At 35.3% G+C, this 18,503-nt stretch carries 15 protein-coding genes and 1 tRNA gene; 9 read left to right on the top strand and 7 right to left on the bottom strand.

The window, feature by feature from the left end:
- Positions 1-245 precede the first annotated feature (245 nt).
- Both PKC55_RS03130 and PKC55_RS03125 read left to right on the top strand, forming a co-directional pair.
- Entirely contained in the window at positions 246-1,268 is a 1,023-nt protein-coding gene (locus PKC55_RS03130; RefSeq protein WP_291128487.1) for an outer membrane beta-barrel protein, read from the top strand.
- 101 nt (positions 1,269-1,369) lie between these two features.
- Positions 1,370-2,191: an alpha/beta hydrolase gene (locus PKC55_RS03125; RefSeq protein ID WP_291128485.1), complete on the top strand. Its 822-nt coding sequence runs from the start codon at positions 1,370-1,372 to the stop codon at positions 2,189-2,191.
- A gap of 22 nt (positions 2,192-2,213) precedes the next feature.
- On the opposite strand, the gene PKC55_RS03120 is transcribed toward PKC55_RS03125, so the two are convergent.
- Positions 2,214-3,374 (bottom strand): matrixin family metalloprotease, encoded by a 1,161-nt coding sequence (locus PKC55_RS03120; protein WP_291128483.1) that lies wholly within the window; start codon positions 3,372-3,374, stop codon positions 2,214-2,216.
- Between the two features lie 385 nt (positions 3,375-3,759).
- Here PKC55_RS03120 and PKC55_RS03115 point away from each other — a divergent pair, with 385 nt between their 5' ends.
- Complete coding sequence (locus tag PKC55_RS03115; RefSeq protein WP_291128481.1) at positions 3,760-5,244, top strand: DUF3078 domain-containing protein; 1,485 nt, start codon at positions 3,760-3,762, stop codon at positions 5,242-5,244.
- Between the two features lie 124 nt (positions 5,245-5,368).
- Positions 5,369-5,440: transfer RNA gene (locus tag PKC55_RS03110), tRNA-Met, on the top strand.
- Between the two features lie 143 nt (positions 5,441-5,583).
- Here the strand turns inward: PKC55_RS03110 and PKC55_RS03105 are convergent.
- Positions 5,584-6,009 carry a hypothetical protein gene (locus PKC55_RS03105; RefSeq protein WP_324371801.1) on the bottom strand — a complete coding sequence of 142 codons (426 nt, stop codon included), beginning with the start codon at positions 6,007-6,009 and terminating at the stop codon, positions 5,584-5,586.
- A gap of 282 nt (positions 6,010-6,291) precedes the next feature.
- A complete protein-coding gene (gene fdxA, locus PKC55_RS03100; protein ID WP_006842812.1) occupies positions 6,292-6,459 on the bottom strand; it encodes a 4Fe-4S ferredoxin in 168 nt (55 codons plus the stop codon).
- 284 nt (positions 6,460-6,743) lie between these two features.
- Between fdxA and porT the strand changes: the two genes are divergently transcribed.
- A complete protein-coding gene (porT, locus tag PKC55_RS03095) occupies positions 6,744-7,457 on the top strand; it encodes a type IX secretion/gliding motility protein PorT/SprT (RefSeq protein ID WP_462677003.1) in 714 nt (237 codons plus the stop codon).
- 61 nt (positions 7,458-7,518) lie between these two features.
- Complete coding sequence (locus tag PKC55_RS03090; protein WP_291128478.1) at positions 7,519-7,878, top strand: nitrous oxide-stimulated promoter family protein; 360 nt, start codon at positions 7,519-7,521, stop codon at positions 7,876-7,878.
- Here the strand turns inward: PKC55_RS03090 and aroC are convergent.
- Together aroC and PKC55_RS03080 are read right to left on the bottom strand one after the other, a co-directional pair.
- Positions 7,817-8,905, bottom strand: a complete 1,089-nt coding sequence (gene aroC, locus PKC55_RS03085) for a chorismate synthase (RefSeq protein WP_291128475.1) — start codon at positions 8,903-8,905, stop codon at positions 7,817-7,819. The two genes, PKC55_RS03090 and aroC, sit on opposite strands and share 62 nt — an antisense overlap.
- A gap of 142 nt (positions 8,906-9,047) precedes the next feature.
- Positions 9,048-9,398 carry a hypothetical protein gene (locus PKC55_RS03080; RefSeq protein WP_006842816.1) on the bottom strand — a complete coding sequence of 117 codons (351 nt, stop codon included), beginning with the start codon at positions 9,396-9,398 and terminating at the stop codon, positions 9,048-9,050.
- Positions 9,399-9,557: 159 nt separating this feature from the next.
- Here PKC55_RS03080 and PKC55_RS03075 point away from each other — a divergent pair, with 159 nt between their 5' ends.
- The 3 genes from PKC55_RS03075 to PKC55_RS03065 are packed head-to-tail and all read left to right on the top strand — an operon-like array spanning position 9,558 to position 13,674.
- The gene (locus PKC55_RS03075; RefSeq protein WP_291027390.1) at positions 9,558-9,947 is read left to right on the top strand and encodes a diacylglycerol kinase family protein; all 390 of its coding nucleotides are present in this window, start codon (positions 9,558-9,560) and stop codon (positions 9,945-9,947) included.
- A gap of 45 nt (positions 9,948-9,992) precedes the next feature.
- Positions 9,993-10,850, top strand: a complete 858-nt coding sequence (locus PKC55_RS03070; protein ID WP_291128473.1) for an endonuclease/exonuclease/phosphatase family protein — start codon at positions 9,993-9,995, stop codon at positions 10,848-10,850.
- A gap of 19 nt (positions 10,851-10,869) precedes the next feature.
- Entirely contained in the window at positions 10,870-13,674 is a 2,805-nt protein-coding gene (locus PKC55_RS03065) for a M16 family metallopeptidase (protein ID WP_291128471.1), read from the top strand.
- A 136-nt stretch (positions 13,675-13,810) separates the two neighbouring features.
- On the opposite strand, the gene trxA is transcribed toward PKC55_RS03065, so the two are convergent.
- A complete protein-coding gene (gene trxA, locus PKC55_RS03060; protein ID WP_135105233.1) occupies positions 13,811-14,128 on the bottom strand; it encodes a thioredoxin in 318 nt (105 codons plus the stop codon).
- Positions 14,129-14,221: 93 nt separating this feature from the next.
- Positions 14,222-17,971 (bottom strand): DNA polymerase III subunit alpha, encoded by a 3,750-nt coding sequence (dnaE, locus tag PKC55_RS03055; protein ID WP_296946304.1) that lies wholly within the window; start codon positions 17,969-17,971, stop codon positions 14,222-14,224.
- Between the last annotated feature and the right edge of the window lie 532 nt (positions 17,972-18,503).

Genomic DNA, 18,503 nt, shown 5'->3' with positions numbered 1-18,503 from the left:
AAGTAGTGTTTTATAATGAAGTCGTCTTTGCTTTTTAGATTTAGTTTTACACAGCAACAAATAATCTTTCTGTGATTTTAAATAAAATAAAAAGCACTTACTATTCACTTAGAATACAGCGTAATACACAAATATACATATTCTGTATATTTTTCGTCATATTATCTTAACAAAACATTAATAATGTGAAGATTATATTTTCAAATCTTTTCATTTTACTTTGTGAGAAATTATAAATTGTGAGTATGAAACGATATTTTTCTGTTTTCTTTCTATTTTCTATACTTTGTAGTGTCACCTCTTATGCTCAGGATTCTTTAGCCTTTAAGCCATCGGGGAAGATTATTGCTCGAAGCTTTCTTGATTTTAGTAAAGGTTTTGGTGATGATGACAAGTCAGGGTTTGATATCACAAGAGCTCTCCTTGGATATAATTATAAATTCACACGTACTTTACAGGCTCAAGTCGTTATTGATGGTGCTGCAGGAAAAACATCTTCCGATGGGCTCGAAGTATATCTACGAAATGCTTTTGTAAACTGGAGTGATAAAGGCTTTAGTGTTAATGCCGGATTAATTGGACTAATGGGATTTAGCGTACAAGAAACATACTGGATGCATCGTTATGTGATGAAATCATTTCAGGACTTAAACAAAATGGGGCCAAGTGTAGATATGGGAGTAACGGCAGAATATGCGTTCAATCCGTATATATCGGCAGATTTAGGGATCACTAACGGAGAAGGATATAAGAAGATTAAAAAGGATAATAGTATGAAATATGCTGCCGGGCTGAGCCTTCACCCTACAAAAAATACGATACTCCGCATATACGGAGATGTTTATAATGAAAGTGAAAACTTGAGAGATGCTTTACCCGAAGGAGTTACAGATGTAAACTTTAAAGATCAATACACAATGGCTGTGTTTGCAGGATACAAGGACAAGAAAATCTCTGCCGGTGCTGAATACAACCGCGTTTTTAACAAAGGATTTGTTGAGAAGAAAGATTATTTCGGGTATTCTGTCTATACATCAATCGCACTGGCTCCTAAATGGAGAACATTTGCTCGTTACGATCTTGTAGACTCTTCGGCTCCGAATAGTTTTAATACAGCATGGAATAGTCTTGATGGTCAGTTGATGATGATCGGAGTAGAATTTCAACCGGTAAAGCAATTGAAAATTGCTCCTAACTTTAGAAATCTGAATCCTGATCATTCAAAATCACAAAGATATTTATTTGTCAGTGTAGAGTTTAATTTGTAATATCTGCTTATTCTTTTCTATATTTAATATTAACTTAGCATACATGAATTATCCATGTATGCTTTTTTATTACCTATTGATTACATAACGGATACGATATAATGGTAAAAATTGCGATTCGGTTTCTTGCTATAGCATTAGCTTTTTATATAATATTTTGCGGTGCTTTCTACTTTTTCCAAGAAAGGTTCTTGTTCTATCCTGATAAGTTAGGCAAAGATTATAAATTCAATTTTAAAGAAAATTTTGAGGGGCTATATATACAAACAGACGATGGGATAAAGCTGAATGGACTACTTTTCAGAGCACATGAATCTAAAGGGTTAATTTTCTATCTGCATGGCAACGCCGGAGCTTTAGATTCATGGGGAAGTGTGGTTTCTCTTTATACAGAGTTAGGGTACGATGTATTTTTATTGGATTATAGAGGTTTTGGCAAAAGTGAAGGAGAGATTCGTAGTCAGAGAAGATTATTTGAAGATGTACAAACGGCCTATAATAAAATGAAAGAATTGTATGATGAAGATAACATCATTGTATTAGGCTATTCGATAGGTACATGCCCCGCAACTTGGCTGGCATCAGTCAATAATCCTCACTTATTAATTCTACAAGCTCCGTACTATTCTATGACTGGTATCATTCAAGGTATCTGCCCCGTCATCCCTCGCTTTTTGGTAAAATATAAACTAGAGACATATAAATATATTACTAATTGTAAAATGCCCATTGTTATTTTTCATGGAGACGCAGACATGGTTATAAATTATAAGAATTCGATAATGCTCAGCTCCTTGTTCAAAAAAGAAGATTCGTTAGTCATATTAACGAATGAAGGACATAATGGTATAACATATAATGAACAATATAAAGAGAAAATCTCCAAAATATTATATAAATATAATTTTGGAAATTTGAATTAAAAAGGTATGCTATAAGAAATTATTATTTCCCATCCGTATTGGACTTCCATATAATTTTATTTCCAGTATCGAGTACAAGATTTCCATTATTTTCTATCCGAAGATTTAACGATGAATCATATGAGATTCGATCTCCAATATAAAGAGGTACTGATAGAGGTGTACTGATAGAACTCAGTTTAAAATCTAAATTTATTTGAAACCTAACAATTGATATAGATACTGCTGTGACATCATTATAACCAGTTTCAATTGACCAAAGAATAGTATTGTTATTCTTTCTTAGAATTAGATCTCCTGTATTTTCAAGGGCCAGGGAATATACTCCATTCTCAGATGTTCTAGATTCACCTACTTTTATATGATCTTTCCCATAGAATAGTGCATTTTTTGCCGTTTTTATGGGATATTGCTGGGATATGAACTCAATATCTTTTTGGGATAGTACATTATTTATGCCAACAGAGTAATTATTTAAAGTATGACTTGAAGGTATATCATAGTGCATAATTGAATATTTATCATATGTACTATAATTTGTCTGCGTAGTCGTAAATTTATTAAAAATGTTGCGATCAACAGTAGCTTTATTCCATCCTTGCTGTGCATAATATGCATATACAACGCCTTTATTCCATTGAATATTATTTATTGGATGTAAATGTTCATGAACTAAACCTAATGCATGTCCAAATTCATGAAGAACTACACGTCTAAACTCTTCTTCAGAAGTACTTTCATCAAGCCATCCAAAGTTCATACTCGGTTGATCCTGAAGTATTGTTTTGCTGTCAGTCCCATGATAAGACCATGATGTCTTATCTCCATTCCATTTAAAAGCCACTTTGATATCAGCATTTCCTCTAGGATTTTTCCTAAATTCAAGATTAATAAGTTTCCCCCATTCCAATACATATTTCATAACCTTATCTTCAAGAGAAGGACTACCATTTAAAAACTTTATAGTAATAATACTTTCATCTTCCCATTTCTTCGTTTTTAGAATCGCTGCTTTTTGATTTGAAGGAAAATCATTACCTTCATAAAAGTCAGCGGTACAAACATAAATATTTTCACTTTTTCGAGCATTATAATTTTCTGATTCTGATAGCTGATCTATATTTTCTTGACTACAGGAAAATAAAAAAAAGGCACACAATAAGAATAAAAATATTTTTTTCATGATAATGAGTTTTTAAGTTTGTAATATTTCGGTTTAACATTAAATTAATATAATGTATATTAATCTTTTGCAATTTAAAATTGAAGAATCTAGTAGAGTGTTTTGTAAATGCTGTGAAATTCTAAAAGATATATCTACAATATTTATTTAATAAACTTTACTCAAAGCTAATGATAATATACCAATAAAAAAACTGTGTGTCATACTTAAGATAATATCCACCTCTTTTCATCAGCTTTTTGCAATACATCTTTCAGCCTGGACGACATACGACAATAAACGTTTTAGATTACTTAAAGCATTAAATATAGGATTTAATTACTAAATTTGCATCTTATAAAATGAAAATTATTAAGGATAACTTTCTCTGAAAAAGATAAGTAAAATGAGAGTAAATAAAGTCTACCTCTGTTTTATTATATGTTTGTTTATATTTTCTACATCTGTAAATGCACAGAATACAGGTCTTGTAAGGCAACAGAAAGATAGTATTTTGAAAGATATAACAAATATAGACAGGCAACTCAAGAAGATTTCAACACGAGATACAACCAAAGGATTTTCGGCTCCGTTAAGAATCGACTCTGCTTATGCAAAAGGATTAAATGCGAGTAATCTGCAACCTTTAAGAGATGAAAAAGGACTGCTTATTCTAAAAAATAATTGGATGCCATTTGATGATCATGTATCATTTAGAGATACGGTGATTTTTGATCCGGTATTCTTACCTGTTGTTTTTGATGGAAAGATATTACCATCAGATATGGACTTCTTATCAAAAAAATCAGAAAATGATACTACAAGCGAGTTTCATTTGATATCTCCGGATAGTACTTTTGCGCCTAAACTTGCACGGATTAAGGAGATAGAGGCTGAAAGAAGACAGTACTACATGAATAATCCTCAAAGGGTTAAATTGAATGCGTTTCATTTTAAAGATATTCCTCTCTTGAAGGAGACTATAGTCGAGAAAAAGAGTATATTCCAAGATTTACTTACAACTGATGATCCGATAGGCATCAATAAACCGGAAGTAGAGAAAATACGAATAAAACCTGTGTATTGGATCAGAACAGGAGAACATTCATTGCAGATAAATCAGAATGAGCTTTCAGACAATTGGTACAATGGAGGGAATAGCAACTTTAGCATAATTAATTATCACAAGCTGAATGTAAAGTATAAGAAAAACAAGACTAGTTTTGAAAACTCTTTCGAATGGCGTTTAAATGTTCAGAGAACACCTGCCGACAAATTCCATAAAATTAGTATCATTGAAGATTATGTAAGAAACAGTAGTCTTTTTGGAATAACTGCATTTAAAAAATGGTCATACAATGTCAACTTAAAGATAGAAACACCAATATTCAGAGGTTATCCTGTAAACAGTGAATCAAGAGTAAGATCTTTATTTTCTCCTTTAGTTGTCAATTCGGGTATTGGTATGCGATACACTACAGAAAACATATCACCTAAAGATAAATACAAGCGATTAAACTTGTCGTTAGAACTATCTCCAGCCTCTATTAACTACACTTTAGTAGCTGATACAATGGTGGACAAGTCGAGATATGGAGTAGATGAAGGGAAGAAAAGTAAACTGGATTTAGGGTCTACTGTTAAGGCAGATATATCATACTCATTTAACCGATATAACAAATTCACAAGTCGAATTATGTATTTTACAAACTATGAGAAAATACTATTTGAATGTGAAAATAAATACACAATGAACCTAAATAGATTTTTATCAACTTCTATTTATTTCTACTTGCGCTATGACGATGGTGTACCTCCGACTAAAAAAGGAGATTGGGGATATTTTCAATATAATGAGATGGTAGGTTTTGGACTTACTTATACGTGGTAAAATATTTCCTTTTTTAACATCCTTGTAATCAATAAGTAACTCACAAGTATAGAAATAATTTATTTATTTACCCGTTTTTATTTGGAATGTTATGATTATTTCTATACTTTTGCACTCACAAGATCGCGGGGTGGAGCAGTGGTAGCTCGCCAGGCTCATAACCTGGAGGTCATCGGTTCGAATCCGGTCTCCGCAACTAACAGAAAAGCAATCTCAAATGAGATTGCTTTTCTGTTATATATATTGATTTTGGAATATTTTACAATACTTGCAAATGTATGATCAGTGAAACCAAGCATTGAAGAATGCAAGAAAATCATTCTATCATTCGACAGAAATCTAATACTCTGAAATTTTTGTTTTTCTTCTCAATAAATTATACAACTTCTCTGTTGAAAGTGATATTGTAGTCCAATTGCCAACGGAATTATATTTACATACTTGAGTTACACTCCCTGTACTAAATCCAATAGAAATATTACCTACATAGCAGGTCGCGAATTGTGCTGTATAAACAGGATTTGTTACAATATCGTAGATATAATAAAACACTGAATCTTTCTCTTGTTCTGTTATGTCAAAATATTCTTGTCCTCTATCTATAGGCTTATATTCGATGACAGATTCATTGATTCTTACCTCTTTAAGGTCGCATGTATCTCGAACTCCATAATTCTCATATTTATCAATAACTATTATCTGATTTTGAGATTCAATTCTAAGAGTTTTCCAACATATAGATTTTTTTTCTCTATTCCCTATCATTGATTGATCTTGATTTTTTTTACAAGATATTAGTATAAAAATAAGCATAAAGATAGATGGCAGCAATACAGTTCTCATATCATATTATTTATATCATATGGAGTCTCAATCTGGAATAATTCCATAACAATCACCCCAAATTCCCAAACAAATCACTTTTATAGTCTAATAAAGCATTCAATAAGGAACAGAAAGGACTAAGACTTCTCATGATAACTACTATAAAAACAAAAAAGGAAGCTTTTTAGCTTCCTTTATATTTTGTTATCCTGATAATTCTAATTAAGCAGGATGAATTGCTTCAGTTGGACAAGCATCAGCACAAGTACCACAGTCAGTACATGCATCTGGATCAATTTTGTAGATGTCTCCTTCTGATATTGCATTTACAGGACATTCATCGATGCAAGTACCGCAAGCAATACAATCTTCATTAATAACGTAAGCCATGATTTTTGTTTTTTAATATTATTACTAACTTTGATTTGGCAAATATAATGAGTTTTTTCTGTATCTAAAATAGATAGGATTAGATATTATTAATATTTATATTGTTTATATCTATTTACGAAAGGCTCGCTCAACATTATTTACCTGGCAATAAACTCATTATGAATAGTTTTTGTTTTACATCAATAAGATGAAGAAATTACTATTTTTACGCTTTCTAGATTAAAATAAGTACTTTGCAATAACTAACAGCAAATTACGTTATTAGAAATAAATACTGAATTTTGAAACAGCAGAAATTAATACTATTATACCTATCTTTTATTGTCCTGTTCGGTATTAATATGCAGGCACAGACTCGTAAACCGCAAAACCTACCTTTTGCAGATCAAAAGATGTATCATTTGGGCTTTATGGTTGGATTCCAAGCACAAGACCTTATTATATCACATTCGGGCTATGTGGGAGATAACGGTGAAGCTTGGTTTACGGAAATACCGTCCTATTCGGTAGGGTTTAGTGTAGGTATGATAGCCGACAGATATTTGAATCAATACTTCAATCTTCGGACCACACCTTCTCTACATTTTGGAGAAAGGCGTTTTGTTTTTAAAGAGCAAACATCAGGCAAAGAATACGAATCAGCCTTGAGGAGTAATTATTTAACACTACCTCTTTATCTCAAGTTTAGCGCAGACCGTACAGGAAATTTCAGACCCTACCTGCTTGCTGGGGTATATACAGCATTAAATATAGGACAAAAAAAGAATGATATACTCCGCTTCAAGTCGATGGACTATGGTTTGGAATTTGGCGTTGGGTGTAATTTGTATTTACCGTTATTCAAACTGTGTCCTGAATTAAAATTTTCATTCGGACTAGCGGATGTTGTAAATAAAGACAGATCAGATCTATCAGATAAAGATTTAATTAAATATACCCAAGCGATTTCATCGGGAAAAACACGAATGATATCACTTGTGTTTAACTTTGAATAATAGAGCGATCATTTTGATCATAATCACTATACCTATCTTCTATATAGGAGACTCTTTGTAAATGAATACTACAGAAAAAAAGACCATCGGAAAGATGATTCACTTGTACTGTAAAGATAAACATGGTACAAGTCATGCCTTATGCTCATCTTGCGCTGAACTGAACAATTACGCACAAAGAAAGTTAACGAAATGCATATTTGGTGAGGATAAACCTACATGCCAAAACTGTAAAGTTCATTGCTATAGCTCGGAAATGAGAGAAAGAATAAAAGAGATCATGAAGTACTCCGGTCCACGAATGCTACTTCACAATCCCATTTTAGCAACTAAGCACTTGATCAAAGGGCTGAGATCACCTAAGAAAGCTTATCCAAGAAAACACGATTCGTACAGCTCAAAAGATAATAATCTAAAATAGTCATCGCCGCCATAGCTTCAACAATTGGCACTGCACGAGGCAGAACACAAGCATCGTGACGTCCGCGAGCCTTAAGGTCTGTACTATCTCCATCTTTATTTACAGTCTCCTGATGCATCAAAATTGTTGCCACAGGTTTGAAAGCTACACGAAAATAAATATCTTGCCCGTTTGATATTCCTCCTTGTATACCACCCGAATGGTTTGTTTTGGTTCCTATCTTACCATTATCGTTATAGAATACATCATTGACCTCCGATCCTCTGTGATTGACATCAAATCCATCGCCGTATTCAAACCCTTTCACCGCATTTATGCCAAGCATAGCATTCCCCAAAGCTGCATGCAACTTATTAAATACAGGCTCGCCTAATCCTACAGGAGCCCCCTTTATAACGCACGAAATAACGCCGCCAATAGTATCACCTTTCGACTTAACCTCTTCGATAAGTTCTATCATCAACTGCGCTTTCTCGGGGTCGGGACAACGTACAGGCGTAGATTCTATAAGTGACAGATCATAATCCTTATATAGTTTTTCGAGCTTTATATGTCCTACTTGCGAAGTATAAGCCAATATTTCCACTCCTAATTGCTTCAACGCAAGCTTAGCTAATGCCCCGCCTACACAACGAGCAATAGTTTCGCGGGCCGACGACCTGCCTCCTCCACGGTGATCACGTATACCATACTTCTGAGAATATGTATAGTCTGCATGAGAGGGACGATAAATATCTTTCAGGTTGTCGTAATCTGACGAATGCTGGTTATTATTTCGAATAAGAAAACCTATCGGTACTCCGGTAGTTTTACCATCATATATCCCTGATAAGAACTCTACTTCATCCGCTTCTTTGCGAGGAGTAGTTATCTTAGATTGTCCCGGACGACGGCGGGTTAGTTCGTTTTGTATAAACTCCATATCTACGGTTATCCCTGCAGGGCAACCATCAATAACTCCTCCGATACCAGCACCATGAGACTCTCCATAAGAAGTAAGTCTGAATATATTTCCAAAAGTATTCATCGATAATCTTAAATATGATAATAATACAAAATTACATGAAATAATTCAATAATCGAGCAGATATATTAAAAGAGGGCAATTTCCCTTTCTAAAATGAAAGAAGAAACACCCTCTTATTTTCTATATATTGAAGATAGTTTTCTTAGTTTTCTTTATTCTCATCCATCCTCAACACCTTTTTATCTTCGTTCAGATAACAATTGACAGTGTCATTGATATTATATATCCTATAACTGTTGTCATAAGACCATGTACCCTGAATGTATACCCGCAATAAGTAAGCCTCATCAGGTTTCTGACGTTTTTCTTTGGCTATTTTTTCGTACGATATCGGCTTAAAGTATTCCACTTTGGTTATAGTCCCATTATCTGCATCCCTGTACCTCATGTGCTGCCTTACAGCATCACCCATTTTCTCCAGATTGTTTTGATAACTCAAATTACAAGAAGTCAATCCGATAGACAATAATAAAAAGAATATGTACTTTTTCATATTTTTCAGATTTTGTTATTCAAAATTACAGAAACCGAATATCAGAAACAAATAAAAAGCAAAAGTTATTTGCCAAAAAGAAGCAGGAACTGTCTTTTTATCATTTTTTTGTTACTAAATTAGCGATTCAAATGTATTCCAATTTAAGGGTTGCCTGAAATGAGCAAAAAAGGTTCGGAGAAATTTTCGCTAAAAAAGCGTTCTAAATCGGCTTTATATGCACTAAACGGTTTGAGAGTATTATTTTTGGAAGAGCATAATTCCCGTATACATATAGCTATTGTAATAGTAGTAGTTACGGCGGGATTTCTTTTGAAAATATCAAATACAGAATGGCTTGTTATATGTATTCTGATAGCGTTAGTTTTTAGCCTAGAGATAATAAATTCTGCCATCGAGAATATATGTGATTATATATCACCTCAGTGGAACGAAGTTATAAAAAAAGTAAAAGACCTTGCCGCAGCTGCAGTTTTTGTATCGTCTGTAATATCTGTCATCTGCGGAGCTATTATTTTCTTACCCAAATTGTATAATTTATTTACATAAATTTCAAATACCAATAAATAGTTTCATTCAATTAACGTTCTTAAAATGAAAAAATTAATTTACTTATTACTACCCTCTCTACTTTTCATATCATCCTGTAAAACAAAACCTTTAGAGCTGAATGTTATGACATTCAATATTCGTTTGGATGTTCCCAGCGACAGTCTTAACAGCTGGCAATACCGAAAAGACAATGCCGCTGAAATGGTTCGGATGAATGATGTGGATATACTCGGCATGCAAGAAGTTTTGTTGAACCAGATGAATGACCTGAAAGAACGCCTACCCCAATATACAACAATAGGCGTAGGACGTCAAGATGGTGCAGACAAAGGAGAATTCAGCCCCATTTTCTATAAAAAAGATAGATTCTCGGCTATAGAGTCCGGTACATTTTGGGTAAGCGAAACGCCCGAAGTAGCAGGTTCTAAAGGCTGGGATGCATCATATATACGTGTGGCAACATGGGCTATACTAAAAGAAAAAGCTACGGGTAAAGAAATATTTGCTATTAATACACATCTTGATAACGATGGATTGATTGCCCGAAAAGAAGGCGGAAACTTACTATTAAAGAAAGCTGAAGAATTGGGAAAAGGTCTGCCGATAGTACTTACAGGAGACTTTAATGATACTCCGCAATCGGAAGCGATTAAGAATATTACAGATGCTTCAAAGACCAATCACTTGTTAGACAGTAAAACGATTGCCCTAAAAGCATCAGGTACAGACTGGACATTCCACAACTTTGGCAGACTAGCTGAAAGCGAACGTCCTCTAATTGATTATATATTTGTGAGTAAACAAATAAAGGTACAAGATTATGTAGTCTTGCCCGACACTTTAAACGGAACTTTCGTCTCCGATCATAAGCCGGTACTTTCTAAAATAACTATAGAATAACACTTTAAACATTAATAATATGAGGAAGTCTTTTATTTTTATCGCTTTACTTGCCATAGCCGGACTTGTCAAAGCACAAACAATGGAAAAACTACCTATCGATCCGCAGGTTAGATATGGGAAGTTAGAAAACGGACTTACATACTATATCCGTCATAACGCCTACCCAGAGAGACGAGCTAACTTTTATATCGCTCAGAAAGTAGGTTCTATGCAGGAAGAAGACAATCAGGCAGGATTGGCTCACTTTCTTGAACACATGGCTTTCAACGGGTCAAAAAACTTTCCGGGTAAAAAGACTATGTTAAACTATCTGGAGTCAATCGGAGTTAAGTTTGGCGCAAATGTAAATGCATACACTTCGTTTGACGAAACTGTATACAATTTGGATGACGTCCCCGTAGTACGTGATGCGATCATTGACTCATGCTTGATGGTATTGCACGACTGGTCTGGATTTATCGCTCTGAAAGATGAGCAGATTGATGAAGAAAGGCTTGTAATCAAGGAAGAATGGCGTACCCGTAGCGGTGCTCAATACCGTATATGGGATAAGCAGCTACCTGTTATCTTCGAAGGAAGTAAATACGCCGACCGCATGCCGATTGGCAAAATGGAAATTGTAGAAAATTTCCCTTATCAGACATTACGTGATTACTACCACACATGGTATCGTCCCGATTTGCAAGGAATCGTTATTGTTGGAGACATTAATGTAGATGAGGTAGAGGCTAAGATAAAAGCCATGTGGTCTGATATCCCCAAACCGGTTAATCCAGCAGAAAGAGTTTACTTCCCTGTTCCGGATAATGATAAACCAATTGTATCTGTTATTACCGACCCCGAGGCTGTAAGAACTCAAGTTACTCTGTATATTAAGCACGATGTAATACCGGCTGAGACCAAACAAACTCAGGAAGGCCTGATTATTAGCTTCATAAAAAGCCTTGCTTCGAATATGCTATCAGATCGCTTAGAGGAAATATCTCAAAAAGGAGATGCTCCCTTTGCTGCATCCTATGCATACGATGGAGAGTTCTTCGTATCGAAAACAAAAGATGCATGGACCACTATTGCTCTAAGTAAGGAAGGAAAGGTTGATGAGACTTTAGCGAGCCTGATAAGAGAAAATGAACGCATCAAAAGATTCGGATATACTGATGCTGAAGTAGAAAGAGCGAAAGCTACTTTATTGGAACAATATGAAAATATGTATAACAACAGAAATAAAGAGCTTAACAACAGATATGTTCAAGAATATGTAAGAAGCTTTACCGGCGATGAAGGCATACCGGGTATCGAATACGAATATGATTTCGTTAAGAAGTTTGCTCCGTTTATTAATGCTCAGGCGATTAACGCTGTTGTAAAACAACTGATTGCGGATAAGAACATTATCATTACCGTAACAGGCCCTGAGAAAGAAGGACTTGTATATCCTACAACAGATGAGTTATTGAATGTATTTAAGAAAGTAGAAGCCGAAAATATTACAGCATACCAAGAAGCCGTATCCAACGAACCTCTTGTAAGCCAATTACCAAAACCGGGATCTATCGTAAAAACCGAAGCTGACAACACCCTAGGGACTACGATATGGACACTATCAAACGGCATGAAAGTAGTTATTAAGAAAACAGACTTTAAAGATGACGAGATACTGATGTCTGCTCATGCTTATGGAGGAACTTCTATAGTTCCTGACGCTGATATCTATAATGCAAATATGGCTTCAATGGTTCCATCAGTAGGCGGTATTGGCAATTTCAGCTCTACAGATCTCAAGAAAGTATTGGCTGGCAAATCAGCGAATGTAAACAATAATATATCTGTTTATACACAAGGGTTCAATGGATCTTCAAACATGAAGGATTTGGAAACAATGCTTCAGTTGACTTATCTATATTTTACCGCTCCACGTAAAGATGAAGGCGCCTACTCCAACATTATGGATTTGATCAAAAATCAGCTGAAGAACCTGACATCCGAACCTTCCTTCATCTTGAATATCAACAAGACTAAAGCCATGTATGGAGACAACCCGCGCATGCAAGTTATGTTGTTAGAAGATGCAGAAAAATTGAACTACGATCGCATTATTGAAATATACAAAGAAATATATGCAAATCCGGGTTCATTTGTTTTCAACTTTGTGGGTACAGTAGACGAAGCTATTCTGAAACCATTAGTAGAGCAATATCTTGCTTCGCTACCATCAGGAAACAAAGATGCCAAATATAAAAATGTAGATTCGAATATACGTAAAGGACACGTTGAAAATGTCTTTGAACAAGAGATGAAAACACCAAAAACATCTGCATTCGAAATGTATAGCGGAACTCTGAACTATGAGCAAAAAAATCAAATTGCATTATCTGCACTTAAGCAAATATTGGATATTGTATATGTGCGTACAGTAAGAGAAGAAGCCGGCGGTACGTATGGCGTTGGGGTACGCTCTTGGATCTCTCGAATTCCGGCAGGTCAGAGTGTATTGCAGATGTCTTTTGATACTGATCCTGAAAGAGTCGCTTCAATAACTCCTATTATCAGCCGCGAAATAAATAAGATAGCTGAGAATGGCCCTGAAGATACAGACTTCCTGAAAGTAAAAGAATATATGGTAAAGAAATTCCAAGAGGATGAAAAACAAAACGGCTATTGGGTGGGCATATTAGGTTCTAAGTATTTCTACGGAGAAGATAACCATTCAAGTTATCTAGCACTTGTGAACTCCCTATCCAAAGATGATATCAAAGCTTTAACTAAACAATTGATATCTCAAGGAAATCATATAGAAGTAATTATGAACCCGAAAAAATAAAAGCTGACTTTTAGAATTCACTTCAAAATAAAGAAAGCCGTCTGAAAATATCAGACGGCTTTGTTATTTATATCTTCAATATCTAAATTACTGTCAATATCTGTAATTCATTATTGCACTCTATGAAAATCAGAATTTATTTCAATAGATTTTCAATCTTGTCTACTAAAACAGATTTCTGTGCTGCACCAACTTGTTTATCAACTACTTCGCCATTTTTAATAAAAAGTATAGTAGGGATATTACGAATTCCATACTTAGAGGTAATCTCGTCATTGTTATCTACATCTACTTTACCAATGGTTACTTTATCGGCATATTCACCGGCCAATTCTTCAACAATTGGACCGACCATACGACATGGGCCACACCATTCTGCCCAAAAATCAATAACGACAGGCTTGTCCGATTTTAGAACATCCTCAAAACTTGCATCTGTAATTTCTAAAGCCATAACTTTTGTCTATTTGTTTATATATTTTATACATTAAGTCTATTTTGTTTTTTCCTCTGCAAAGGTAAATAATCTATTTTAGATATAAAAATTTCAATTTACCTTAAAGACAAAACTTTCGTTTTCTACCAGATAATCAATAAGTTCCTGTTTTACATTTATTTTATAGCTTCGTGAGAACAAGTCTACTTTCATATTTCGCTCTCCGTCTACTACTTCAAAATATAACAATGAATTACCCGGATTGTTTTTAGTTAAAGTTGATAATTCTTCTACCATCTGAGTATTCATGTCATGCAGAGGCAATGTAATAGTTATCTTCTCTACCAAGGTATCTTTTATGTCGGGCAACAAATGAATTGAATTAATCTTTAGCTCCATCTGATTTGCATCGTACTTACGCCCTTGCACACGCCCCCGTACAAATACATATAAACCCGGACGGCCATATTTGCTAAAATTGATATAATCATCGCCAAAAAGAGGTATCTCTCCACTACCTGTAAAATCCTCTATACGCAATATCATATATGGCTTCCCATTTTTGGTGATGCCCTCACGCATACCACTGACCATCCCCCCAAAAGTAACTTCTTTATTTTTCAACGCATCCTTATCTTCTATTTCAGACATACCTACATTACATACATAATTTAGGATGATCTTGTATTCATCAAGTGGATGGGCTGATAAATAGATACCGATCAGTTCCCGCTCTTTATTCAAACGTTCCAGATCTGACCATTTCTCTACTTTTGGAATTTCGGGACGAGCAATATCAAACGAAGCATCGTCTCCAAACAGGGAGTTTGCTGCTTGATTTTTATCTATCTGAAATTTATTTCCATAACGAATAAGCATATCAATAAATGTTTCACCTTTACCATTCATTCCAAAGAATTGCTCCCGCGTCATTCCCGGAAAGTTATCGAATGCTCCGGCCAAGGCTAAAGATTCTATGTTCTTCTTATTACATGCACTAAGATTGATACGCTCTACGAAATCAAAGATATCTTTGAAAGGGCCATTATTTCTCCTTTCTTCTATGATATTCATTACAGCCCCCTCTCCTACACCTTTCACGGCTGCTAAACCAAAGCGAATATCTCCTTCTTTGTTCACCGAGAACTTAAGGTAAGATTCATTCACATCAGGACCAAAAACATTCAAATTCATGGCTTTACACTCATCCATAAACTTCGTTATTTCCGTAATATTAGATAAGTTCCGAGAGAGAACCGCTGCCATATATTCGGATGGATAATTCGCTTTCAACCAAGCCGTTTGATATGCAACCCAAGAATAACATGTCGCATGAGACTTATTAAATGCATACGAAGCAAATTTCTCCCAGTCGGCCCATATCTTATCCAGTGTCTTCTTTTGATGTCCGTTCTTTGTTCCTCCCGCAATGAATTTCTCCTTTAGGGCATTCATCTTGTCTATAAGCTTTTTACCCATAGCCTTACGTAGCTCATCAGATTGTCCACGTGTAAAATCTGCCAATAGACGAGAAAGTAACATGACCTGTTCCTGATATACGGTAATACCATACGTATCGTTCAGATAGCGCTCCATTATCGGAATATCATAACTGATCTCTTCCTTTCCATGCTTTCGGGCAATAAATGATGGAATGTAATCCATCGGTCCCGGGCGATAAAGAGCATTCATCGCAATCAGGTCTTCAAACTTGGATGGCTGCAACTCTTTCAGGTATTTCTGCATACCGGCAGACTCGAACTGGAATGTACCTGTCGTTTTTCCCTGACTGTATAGTTCATATGTTACAGGATCTTCCAAAGATATACTGTCTATATCGATATCTTTACCTGTTGTATGTTTGATATTTTCAATTGCCTCTTTTATGATCGAAAGGGTTTTCAACCCCAAGAAGTCCATTTTGATAAGTCCGGTTTCTTCAATAACAGTACCTTCATACTGAGTAACCAAGATATTTTCTCCCGTCTCCTTATCCTCAGCCGTACTAACGGGTACAATATCTGAAATATCCTGCTGTCCGATAATGATACCACATGCATGTACACCTGTATTGCGGACATTTCCCTCTAGCATCTGCGCATATTTTATTGTATCGCGCATTATCGGATCGTAGCTGTTTGCTGCTTCTTTCAGCTCGGGAACATATTCGATTGCATCTCGTAGTGTGACTTTTTTCTTATCAGGAATACGATCGGGTACAAACTTTGCCAAACGATTAGATTCAGACAAAGGCAGTTTTTGTACTCGAGCAACGTCTTTTATAGCCGACTTTGTCGCCATAGTTCCATATGTGATAATATGTGCCACACGTTCTTGACCATATTTATCTGTTACCCATTTCAATACTTTGCCTCGCCCATCATCATCAAAGTCGATATCTATATCGGGCATTGATATACGGTCGGGATTCAAGAAACGCTCAAACAGGAGGTCATATTTAATAGGGTCTATATCTGTTATACCCAAACAATAAGCTACTGCCGAACCCGCAGCCGAACCACGTCCCGGACCTACAGCAACCCCCATACTGCGTGCGGCAGCAATAAAGTCCTGAACAATGAGGAAGTATCCCGGAAACCCCATGGTTTTCATTGTATTCAACTCAAAATCGAGCCGTTCTACGATCTCCGGACTTCGGTCTTTTCCATATCGTTTATCTGCTCCTATGACTGTAAGGTGTCGCAGATAGTCTGATTCCAGCTTTATACGAATAACCTTATCATACCCTCCCAAACGGTGATATGCTTTTTCTCCGAATTCGAGAATAAGGTCTTCTTCGGAGTACATAATTTTATACCCTTCTTCGGTTCCAAATGAGGCATCGATCGTAAAGAAAGGCATCAATGCATCCGAATCTATAGAATAAAATTCTACTTTATTTGCTATCTCAAGCGTATTGGTCAATACTTCAGGATGATCTGCAAAGATTTGATTCATCTCTGCTGTTGTTTTCAACCATTCCTGTTTTGTATATCTCATCCGTTTAGGATCATCAAAGTCCTTTCCTGTACTCAAGCAAATCAGTCGGTCGTGTGCATCGGCATCCTCCTCATCGACAAAGTGAACGTCATTTGTTGCGATTACCTTAACTCCGTACTTTTCACCGATACGAAGCAGTTCTTTATTTACCTTTTCCTGCAAAGGATATGCTTCTGCATTTGCATCGGGACGGTTTGTCTTATGTCTCTGCAACTCGAGATAATAATCTTCCCCAAAGAGATTTTTAAACCACTGAACAGTTTTTTCAGCCTCTTCTATATCATCAGACATAATCTTTTTAGATACTTCACCTCCAAGACATGCTGTAGAGATAATAAGTCCTTCATGATATTTTTCAAGCAATTCTTTGTCGATACGAGGACGCATATAATAACCTTCTGTCCATCCGTACGAAATCATTTTGATAAGGTTCTTATACCCGGTAAGATTTTTGGCCAAAACCACCAAGTGCCAACCACTCATATCCGGCTTGCCTTCCTTCAGATGTCTGCTCCGACGTGCTACATAACATTCGCAACCTATAATGGGCTTAAACTTCTTAGCCTCTTCTTCCTTTATTTTGGTTTTTAAATCTCCTATCTGAATCGAATTGTCTGATTCTTTATCTGCCTCTAATTTCTTTATCTCAGTTTTTAATTCCTTAATAGCAGCATCATATTTCGAATTTTTCTTTTTTACGTAATTGAAAAACTCTTTTATCCCAAACATTGCGCCATGATCGGTCAATGCAATGGCTTTCATTCCATCACCAACCGCCTTATCTACTAGCTTTTGAATACTAGCCTGACCATCAAGCAGTGAATATTGGGAGTGAACATGTAAGTGTACAAAATTATTCATATCTCAATCTTTGCTTTTTCACAATTTGTAAAGTTACTATAAATAGCATGCCTTTACCACAAAAATATGTATCAGTTTTCAACAAATAATATACGTTAGGTTTTATACCCTTGTAGTCACCGAGATAGAGATACGCTGGCAGCTAATCATAAAATCAGAATATTCTGAACATAACGTAAACAACTAACCAAAAGCACCTTAAAATAGACAATACAATAATTAAAAACATCATTTATAAAACATGTGGTCAGAAATTATAAATACTGACAGTTTATTAAATCTATTCATATATTTTTGTAGCAGATGCTAAATCAGACTAAACAGCTTCCTAGCTTTAACTGAGAACATTCTCATTGAATTAACAAACTTTACAAAACGTGAAAATGGTAAGATCCCTAGGATTTTACCATTTTCTACATCTTACACTACTCAAATATCTTGTGTTTGATTTCTGATAAAGTAGAAATTCAAATTTATAGGAATATGATTTTATAATTAACAATATATTGGTACACAGGAAATATATACCTAA

It is taken from the genome of Dysgonomonas sp., assembly GCF_035323175.1.
Taxonomy (GTDB): domain Bacteria; phylum Bacteroidota; class Bacteroidia; order Bacteroidales; family Dysgonomonadaceae; genus Dysgonomonas.
The sequence above is the reverse complement of the archived record's forward strand: the minus strand, read 5'-3'. Positions and strand labels throughout refer to the sequence as shown.

What these genes read in the sequence shown, in the direction of transcription:
- PKC55_RS03105 (WP_324371801.1), bottom strand. Translation starts at nt 6,009, where the DNA reads ATGATAGGGAATAGAGAAAAAAAATCTATATGTTGGAAAACTCTTAGA.
- PKC55_RS03075 (WP_291027390.1), top strand. Translation starts at nt 9,558, where the DNA reads ATGAGCAAAAAAGGTTCGGAGAAATTTTCGCTAAAAAAGCGTTCTAAA.
- PKC55_RS03090 (WP_291128478.1), top strand. Translation starts at nt 7,519, where the DNA reads ATGAATACTACAGAAAAAAAGACCATCGGAAAGATGATTCACTTGTAC.
- dnaE (WP_296946304.1), bottom strand. Translation starts at nt 17,971, where the DNA reads ATGAATAATTTTGTACACTTACATGTTCACTCCCAATATTCACTGCTT.
- aroC (WP_291128475.1), bottom strand. Translation starts at nt 8,905, where the DNA reads ATGAATACTTTTGGAAATATATTCAGACTTACTTCTTATGGAGAGTCT.
- PKC55_RS03125 (WP_291128485.1), top strand. Translation starts at nt 1,370, where the DNA reads ATGGTAAAAATTGCGATTCGGTTTCTTGCTATAGCATTAGCTTTTTAT.
- PKC55_RS03065 (WP_291128471.1), top strand. Translation starts at nt 10,870, where the DNA reads ATGAGGAAGTCTTTTATTTTTATCGCTTTACTTGCCATAGCCGGACTT.
- PKC55_RS03080 (WP_006842816.1), bottom strand. Translation starts at nt 9,398, where the DNA reads ATGAAAAAGTACATATTCTTTTTATTATTGTCTATCGGATTGACTTCT.
- PKC55_RS03115 (WP_291128481.1), top strand. Translation starts at nt 3,760, where the DNA reads ATGAGAGTAAATAAAGTCTACCTCTGTTTTATTATATGTTTGTTTATA.
- fdxA (WP_006842812.1), bottom strand. Translation starts at nt 6,459, where the DNA reads ATGGCTTACGTTATTAATGAAGATTGTATTGCTTGCGGTACTTGCATC.
- trxA (WP_135105233.1), bottom strand. Translation starts at nt 14,128, where the DNA reads ATGGCTTTAGAAATTACAGATGCAAGTTTTGAGGATGTTCTAAAATCG.
- PKC55_RS03130 (WP_291128487.1), top strand. Translation starts at nt 246, where the DNA reads ATGAAACGATATTTTTCTGTTTTCTTTCTATTTTCTATACTTTGTAGT.
- PKC55_RS03120 (WP_291128483.1), bottom strand. Translation starts at nt 3,374, where the DNA reads ATGAAAAAAATATTTTTATTCTTATTGTGTGCCTTTTTTTTATTTTCC.
- PKC55_RS03070 (WP_291128473.1), top strand. Translation starts at nt 9,993, where the DNA reads ATGAAAAAATTAATTTACTTATTACTACCCTCTCTACTTTTCATATCA.